The organism is Paraburkholderia mimosarum LMG 23256 = NBRC 106338 (genome assembly GCF_000739815.1).
Taxonomy (GTDB): domain Bacteria; phylum Pseudomonadota; class Gammaproteobacteria; order Burkholderiales; family Burkholderiaceae; genus Paraburkholderia; species Paraburkholderia mimosarum.
Genome location: NZ_BBJJ01000142.1, coordinates 1 through 7221, shown reverse-complemented (window position 1 = coordinate 7221; position 7221 = coordinate 1). Strand labels below are relative to the sequence as shown.

At 55.2% G+C, this 7221-nt stretch carries 4 protein-coding genes and 3 pseudogenes; 3 read left to right on the top strand and 4 right to left on the bottom strand.

Annotated elements, in window-relative coordinates; all coding sequences use genetic code 11:
• Positions 1–627 precede the first annotated feature (627 nt).
• On the top strand, positions 628–831 hold the full coding sequence (locus BMI01S_RS35290) for a cold-shock protein (RefSeq protein ID WP_028215481.1): 204 nt from the start codon (positions 628–630) through the stop codon (positions 829–831).
• A 428-nt stretch (positions 832–1259) separates the two neighbouring features.
• On the opposite strand, the gene BMI01S_RS35285 is transcribed toward BMI01S_RS35290, so the two are convergent.
• From BMI01S_RS35285 to BMI01S_RS43565, 3 genes are all read right to left on the bottom strand, one after another.
• On the bottom strand, positions 1260–2546 hold the full coding sequence (locus BMI01S_RS35285) for a cytochrome P450 (protein WP_036022189.1): 1287 nt from the start codon (positions 2544–2546) through the stop codon (positions 1260–1262).
• Between the two features lie 401 nt (positions 2547–2947).
• The gene (locus BMI01S_RS40030; protein WP_081716323.1) at positions 2948–4114 is read right to left on the bottom strand and encodes a porin; all 1167 of its coding nucleotides are present in this window, start codon (positions 4112–4114) and stop codon (positions 2948–2950) included.
• A 1270-nt stretch (positions 4115–5384) separates the two neighbouring features.
• Positions 5385–5630, bottom strand: a complete 246-nt coding sequence (locus BMI01S_RS43565; protein WP_028215479.1) for a hypothetical protein — start codon at positions 5628–5630, stop codon at positions 5385–5387.
• A gap of 152 nt (positions 5631–5782) precedes the next feature.
• Here BMI01S_RS43565 and BMI01S_RS35275 point away from each other — a divergent pair.
• Positions 5783–6430, top strand: a pseudogene (locus BMI01S_RS35275) (IS3 family transposase); the annotation flags it as partial.
• A 287-nt stretch (positions 6431–6717) separates the two neighbouring features.
• Here BMI01S_RS35275 and BMI01S_RS40020 read toward each other — a convergent pair.
• Positions 6718–6867, bottom strand: a pseudogene (locus BMI01S_RS40020) (IS110 family transposase); the annotation flags it as partial.
• 70 nt (positions 6868–6937) lie between these two features.
• Here BMI01S_RS40020 and BMI01S_RS35270 point away from each other — a divergent pair.
• A pseudogene (locus BMI01S_RS35270) lies at positions 6938–7221 on the top strand (transposase); the annotation flags it as partial.

Here is a 7221-nt window from a genome sequence, read left to right as displayed (position 1 = left end):
TTATTTTTACGAAAAACTTAACGCATGCTAATGCGTGTATGCGTGGAAGATGATCGCGATGTCAGGTTCGTCAGGTGAATAGGTAGGGCTCAACCAGCATGAAGCCGCCCACCCTAGCGGCAACGCCCGGTTTTCGTCCCATAATCGGGTGCAGCATTGTCATTTTTTCGTCACGGTGCTGGGTCGTTCGTAATAACGCAGATCACGTAGTTTCGTGTTGCGTGAAGACAAAGAGATCGTGGATTCCGCTCATTGTGAGTGAATGAGGGTGAATGAATAAGGGGGTGTGACTGCAGCCGCGCTCCGATGTCCCGGACCAAGGTTCCCGGTTGAAACTTGCATGTAGAACAGTCATCTCATCCATCGCGTGGCTTCATGACGTCAACCCGGTTCGTGTAAGCCTGGCTTGGCGGCGCGGCGGGCAGGGGATTCTGCTGCATAACCCGGGGGTGTCCGGAAGAAGAGATTTGGGGGGGGATTAATATGCGGTTAAAAAGCGCGACGCGCGACAATGATCTGTATTTGGAAAAGGTAGGTTGACGCAAATCAATTTGTGAGTTTGGTGCGTCGGGTACTCTTCCTTAAGGATATCCTATATTGATACAAAACGTCGATAAGGAAATGAAGATGGCAACGGGTAGGGTTAAATGGTTCAACAATGAGAGAGGGTACGGATTCATTCAGCCAGACGACGGAAGCTGCGATCTGTTTGTGCATTACTCTGACATCCAGATAGAGGGCTTCAAGACGCTACAGGATAATCAAAGGGTAACCTTCGAAGTAAAAAACGGGCCCAAGGGCAGGCAGGCGATAAGCATCCAGCCGCTCTGACCATGCGCTTTCTGGTAATGCCGCGGGAATAAGGAAGGCATGGGTGCAATGCGGCGTCAGGTGGCCGCCTGTAGATGGCGTTTAATCTGGGCGAGGACAGCTGGAACCTAACACTGATTGATAGCCGACGTGCACACAGCGGCGGAATGGTCGCTGCGCGTGATACGGCAGCTGTCCTCATCGCGAACGCAAGGGTGCGATGCAATCCCGGCACTGCGCACGGTTCTAGAGTCCAATTCGCAGCTTGACATGTCAATGTCATAAGATGAGCGTGCATGGCACCCGGATCGAAGGTTGGGCTTGGGCGCTTTCGGTGTAGGCCTATCACCTCATGCCGGATGCGCGGGGCTCTGATGCCACCCCTGTTATTGACCTGCTCGTTCGATACACGGCTAGCTGCTTCGTGCATCCGGATATTGCGGGTTGTGTTATTGCAACATGCAGCGAACGGGAAGGTGTTTCGGTCCACAAACGAAGTTTGACTCCATGTATTCGATCTCACCCACTAGCTCAGCGTGTTGCAACCTCGGAATCAGCTCATCGAACAGAATCCGCATCTCCATGTGCGCGAGATGTTGACCAAGGCATACGTGACCGCCGACACCGAACGCGATATGTGGGTTGGGTCTGCGATCAATATTGAATGTGAATGGCGAAGGGAAGACTTCTTCGTCGCGATTCGCCGAGCCATAGCACAACATCAGCCAATCTCCCTTGCGAATTTTGCGGCCCCGGATATTAGTGTCGGCAGTCGCTGTACGCATGAAATGATGAACCGGCGATGCGAATCTAAGGCATTCATCGATAAACTGTGGAATGAGCGATAGATTTGCCTGAAGCTGAGGTAGCAGCTCCATAAAGCGGCACAATGCCCACATTGCGACCGACGTGGACGACGACACTGTATGATGCCCAGCGGCAGCGATAATTACGTAGTAGCCGAGGCGGGTTACGTCATCGATAGGCTGCCCATTGATGACCGCGTTGGCTAGCAAAGTCGCGACATCATTGCGCGGGTCCTTCCGGCGCGCTTCGTTTAAGCTTTCGAAGTACTCCCTGAAGTCGTCAACTACAGACAGGAGCGCCTTGCCCGTCGCACTGCTCGCGTCGCCTTGGCGCAGCGTATCGCGTGTGTATTCCTCGTCTTCACTCCCGAACATCTCGTAAGTTAGTGCAAGTATGCGAGGAAAATCCTCCTGAGGGACGCCGAGAATATCCATGATTACGTGCAGTGGGTACTGCGACGCGAATGTGCCTGAAAAATCGATCACCTTTCCGTTGTGTTGCTGCAGCTTCGCGACCATCGCACGGGCAAGCGATCTAATACGGTCTTCAAGCTTGAGAATACTGTTCGGCATGAACCAGGATTGAGTCAGCGCGCGTAAACTTTTGTGTTCTTCGCCGTCGATGTGCACGAGCGATCGAACAATGTTCGGCGAACCGGTCGAGGACATAATATGCTCTATCGATGCTTTAGGGCGACACACGACAGAATAATCTCCATTGTGGAATAGAGAATTATTCCGTGAGATCATAGAGACGTCGGCGTGTTTTGTAATCACCCAAAACGGGTCATGCCCGTCAGCCGTCGCTCTCCCGACAGGGTTGTTTGCGCGTGCCCAAGTGTAAATTTCGTGGAGTCCATCGATGTCCGTGTGGGACTTCGGATCGACGATGCGGTTCGCTATTTCTCTTGGTAGGTCATATTTTTGCATTCTGCTGAAGTCCAGGTGAGGTTCGTGTTAGTGGACGCGCGGCACGAAAAAGCGTCTACGCGCGCGATGATCCAGTCTGTTGTTAACGTAGAGAGCTCCTTTCAGTTGATGCTTGCCGATCGATTTAACTTTATTGCAGGCGTGTGCTCCCCGTGGGTGGTGGTTGGTGTGGTGGCTGTCCATTTGCGTCTGGCGTATTTAACTATAATATTGTGATTTCTCATGTCACCGTTAATCCAGATCAACATTGTTCGTTGATATCTATGATATTACGGATACGCGGTGGAACGTATGAAAATTAGTGCGCGAGTTGCAGTGCCAACGCTGGCAGCGTCAGTCGGGTCATTTGGGAGGATCGATCGGTGCTGTGAGTCGTTGCATTCCAGCATGTTTAGCTCTATTCAGAATTTTTGACGGATCGCGGCGCGAGCAAGGATCTGGCGATTGCTGGATGAGTCACCCACATTCGCGACGCTCGCAACTGCGGGGACCCCACGAGACGATGTTCCAGATGCTTGTTGCCAACCGATTTCGAAATAGACGTCTGTTCGCTTTGATAAAAAGTAGTCTGTTGAAATCGTTACTTGGTTGAAGTGCTGGTTTCCGAGTATGTGTCCCGAAACATCTTGAATGCCATTCGATTGCAAGTAGTCGTATGATGCTGCGACTGTCCACGCTTGGCTGAAACGATACATTATTCCGACATCGTAGTTGTTGAATATGACCGTTCCGTCCAGATGAGACAGGGCGAGATTTGCGTATTGAACATTAGAGAACGATGCTGCCACGATGACTGGGCCGATTGTGTAGTTGGATGCTACGACTACAGACTGGTACGCTTGGGCGGAGGCATATCCACTGTTGATAGAACCTTGAAGAGGAGAGATCCCATTCAAATAGGCAGTAAAAAATCCTGTGCCTGGCGCTGCGGTGGGGTTCTTAAAGTACTCGAATGTTGCCCCCAGTTTCAATGGCCCGTTCACGTAACCTGCACCTACCGAATAACCACTGGTAGATGTGAAGTTACCGGGAATACCACCAAAGCTGTACTCAATTCCGAAGCTTGCGCCGTAGATGTCAGGGCTCATGTATCGGACAGAATTATTCGGTCGAACCGTGTTGGACGCATTGTCCAGATCCCCTGGGTGTCCCGCCGGCGCGCCCCCGACCAGCGCTTCGGCAGTCAGCGGTTCGGGAAAGTAGAAGATCATGTCGTATTGACGTCCAAATGTCAGGCTGCCGCAGTTGTCGCTTTTGATACCGATGAAGGCTTGACGACCAAATAGCAGGCCGCCCTGACCAGCCTGACCTTGATTTAGGTTTACGCCTGACTCAAGGGTGAATGTTGCATCTAAACCGCCACTGAGGTCCTCGCTTCCGGTCATGCCCCATCGACTTCCCATGAGGCCGCTAAGCGAGTCAAGCGAAATTCTCTTGCTATCAGCAACGTTGCTTTGGTACATGATGCCTTCGTCGAGTACACCGTAGAGATTCACAGTCCTTTGTGCTTGAGCCAAGGATGACGCACCAAATAAAGCCAGAAATATCGACCTTTCCCAATCACGCATAATTAGATTTCCAGGGGCGTGTGAGTGAGAAGCTCTGTTTCGCTCGACGACATCTGTCTGCACGGCGCTGCGACGTGCTGCCACGATTGCACCGAAGTTGGTGTGCTCACCAATAGAGCGCTACAGCGGAAGAAAGCCACTGTATCGTTGATATGTGCAGTTGCCTCTTTGCATTTTGGGGAGATCATATCTGTGCGACTTAGGCTTTACTGTATGGCGTCCAAGATGTCAAACGGGTTAAGCGCGAGATCGCTTCACATTTCCAGAGCATTCCAGAGCACAGATCGTGCCGACTCAGATTAGGAGGCGAAAAGGAGCCACCAGGCGCAGTGCGACTTCTTCAGGTGGATTAATATCCGATGAAGATTGTCGTGCGGACCGCCCGATGTGCGACAGTCGTCATTTCGTTTGTGAGCATTTGGTCAATACGCGACAATTGACATGGGCTGAAGAGCCGTCTATTCGGACAAGAGCCCTCGTAAGAGATCGTGAAGCCGGTAGCGTCCTTGACTAGACGTGTAAAGCGGGGGGCTTGTCACGAGTCGCGCTGAACAATTCGTCTCACGAGGGCGGCAGTCGTGCCGCGAAGACCACCGGTGCTGAGGGTTGACATACCCCCGGAAGGCACGGTGTGGGGACGAGGCCGTTGAAATTCCCACGATTAGTGCATCGCTCAGACGGTGGTCAAGCGATATCTGTAATCGCTTGTGGTTTTACGACGACTCATGCGGCTATCATCCTGGGCGGTCCGCGCATCAGGCGCCCGACGTGGGCGGGCCGCGCGGCTGGGGGCTATGCTTGGGCGCTGGGCCTCGACATCAAGAAGTTCTTCGGTAGTGTTACGTCTCGCGTTAGACGAGACGCGGTATCGCGAGATATTCGAGATGAGACGACGCTGGTTGTCGCGGGCTGGTCGAATAGAGGTCCTTGCGAATTGAACGCGAGATACATGGAAGTGATATGGGGGTGGCATCGCGCGTTTGACGCGCAGCACGACGAACACAGGCCCGGCTGTTAAGCTCGGGGCTGCTGTGTCGCCAGAAGGGATCGTCGATGCGATGAGATGGAGGCGGCTCGCGTGGCGGTGCCGTCCACGGTTCGTTGCAGCGACGGATCTGTTCGTTGTATGCCGCGCCGAACCACAGAAGCCACTCGCCCAGCAGTCGCTGGATCCGCGCGGCGGCTTCATCCGTCAGTTCGGGTAACGCAGGCGGTCGAGGCATGATCTTCGGCGCCGTGCAATACGCCTTCGGGTGTTTGTGGCGCCTGCTCACCGGAACTCCTCGATAGCCTGTTGCAGCAGTTCGTCGGGCAGATGGTTCAGGCCGCGGGGCACGGCCAGTTGCATGGCGGTGCGCAGGATGCGCCCGGCCTGTCGCGGTAAACCGCGTGAGGCCTGCCGCAACAGTTCGAGCCCGGAGTCGGCCAGCAGCGTATGCGTGCAGCCGGCGCTCTTCAGGGCGTGCACAATTAGTTGCGCGAAGCGCTCGCGCTCGATCACGGGCTTCAGTTGCACACGCGCCTGGATACGACCGTACAGGGCGGCATAAGGCGCGCGCTCGAGCGTGGTGGCCAGGCTCGGATGTGCCCGCCATACCGTGAGCAGGTTGCGCGAATCGAACGCGAAGTTCAGGAACGACGGGAAGTCACGGAAGAACTCGACCGGCAGGCCACGAGGTCGGCCGCCGCCGCGTGCGCACGCTCTTGAAGCGCATGGGTGTGGAGGCGCTGTACTGCAAGCCGAGCACGAGTCGACGCAACGCGCAGCACAAGGTCTGGCCGTATCTGCTGCGTGGCATGAAGATCGAGCGGGCCAACCAGGCCTGGGCACTCGACACGACCTACGTTCCCATGGCGCGCGGCTTCGTGTATCTGACCGCGGTGGTGGACTGGGCCAGCCACAAGATCCTCACGCACCGCGTAGCGATCACGCTGGAAGCCGTGCATGCCGTTGAAGTGCTGGAAGAAGCGTTCGCCCGCTATGGGCACCCCGACATCGTGAACACCGATCAGGGTAGCCAGTTCACGGCGGGAGCCTTCACCGAGGCGGTGCTGGGCCGAGGCATCCGGCTGTCGATGGACGGCAAAGGCGCCTGGCGCGACAACGTGTTCGTCGCAGTCGAGCGCGTGTGGCGCAGCATCAAGTACGAAGAGATTTATTTGAGAGCCTACGCGAGTCGGTCAGCCATGCCCGGCGCTCCATTGGCCAATATATTGAGCTGTACAACGGCAAACGTTCCTCATTCGCGCCTGGCGGATCAGACGCCCGATGAGGCATACTTCGCGACGCTGCCAGCGATCAAATCGGCAGCATGATCGCCCCGGACGTTCCACTTAAAATCTATGGTCAGCCTCGATTTTTGCAAACGAGGTGGTGTTGACCTAAAGTGGACTTGCTCGAATCTATCCGGGGTCGTGGATGGGAAAGATCCCGCCCCATGATGGGAGCCGCGCCAGGCAAACCTCAAAAATCTCTCAGCATCTAAGTGCTGTTTTTAAGTTCAGGTTACTTGCCCGGCCGTTGAGTCGTTTATGCCTTCACGTATCTCGCGCCGCAAAACCAGTGGGACTGCCGAAACTGAATCTGTAAGCGATGGGAAGCGTCAGGCTACGAGGGCAGCCTCGATGCTTCGATAGTGTGTCCCTTTGGCGAGGATAGCCCAAGCGATCCTCGCCAATTTATTGGCCAGGGCACAGGAGACCACGTTCGAGTGCCGCCGGGCCAGCAGGCTGCAAACCCAGACACCCAAAGATGAGCTTCCCTTGAAATTTCGCCTTCCAGCAGGTCGCGTATAAACTCGACCCAAAGGAAGGAAAGCAGAGATGTTCAATGTACCGCATCAGGTGTACACGGTGGAGTTCAAGGGAGCGGCCGTGCAACGAGTCAAGGACGGGCAAGGCGTGAGCGCTGTGGCCCGCGAACTGGGCATGTCGACGCAGACGCTGCGCAACTGGCTCAAGGCGTCGGAAGCCGGCAAGCTGAACGGCCCGGGGGGCGAAGGTCGTCACGGCGGAACAGATGGAGCTTTCGCGTTTGCGGGCGGAGAACAAGCGCTTGCAGATGGAGCTGGAAATCGCAAAAAAAGCGGCGGCGTTCTTCGCGAAGG

What these genes read in the sequence shown, in the direction of transcription:
- BMI01S_RS35290 (WP_028215481.1), top strand. Translation starts at nt 628, where the DNA reads ATGGCAACGGGTAGGGTTAAATGGTTCAACAATGAGAGAGGGTACGGA.
- BMI01S_RS35285 (WP_036022189.1), bottom strand. Translation starts at nt 2,546, where the DNA reads ATGCAAAAATATGACCTACCAAGAGAAATAGCGAACCGCATCGTCGAT.
- BMI01S_RS40030 (WP_081716323.1), bottom strand. Translation starts at nt 4,114, where the DNA reads ATGCGTGATTGGGAAAGGTCGATATTTCTGGCTTTATTTGGTGCGTCA.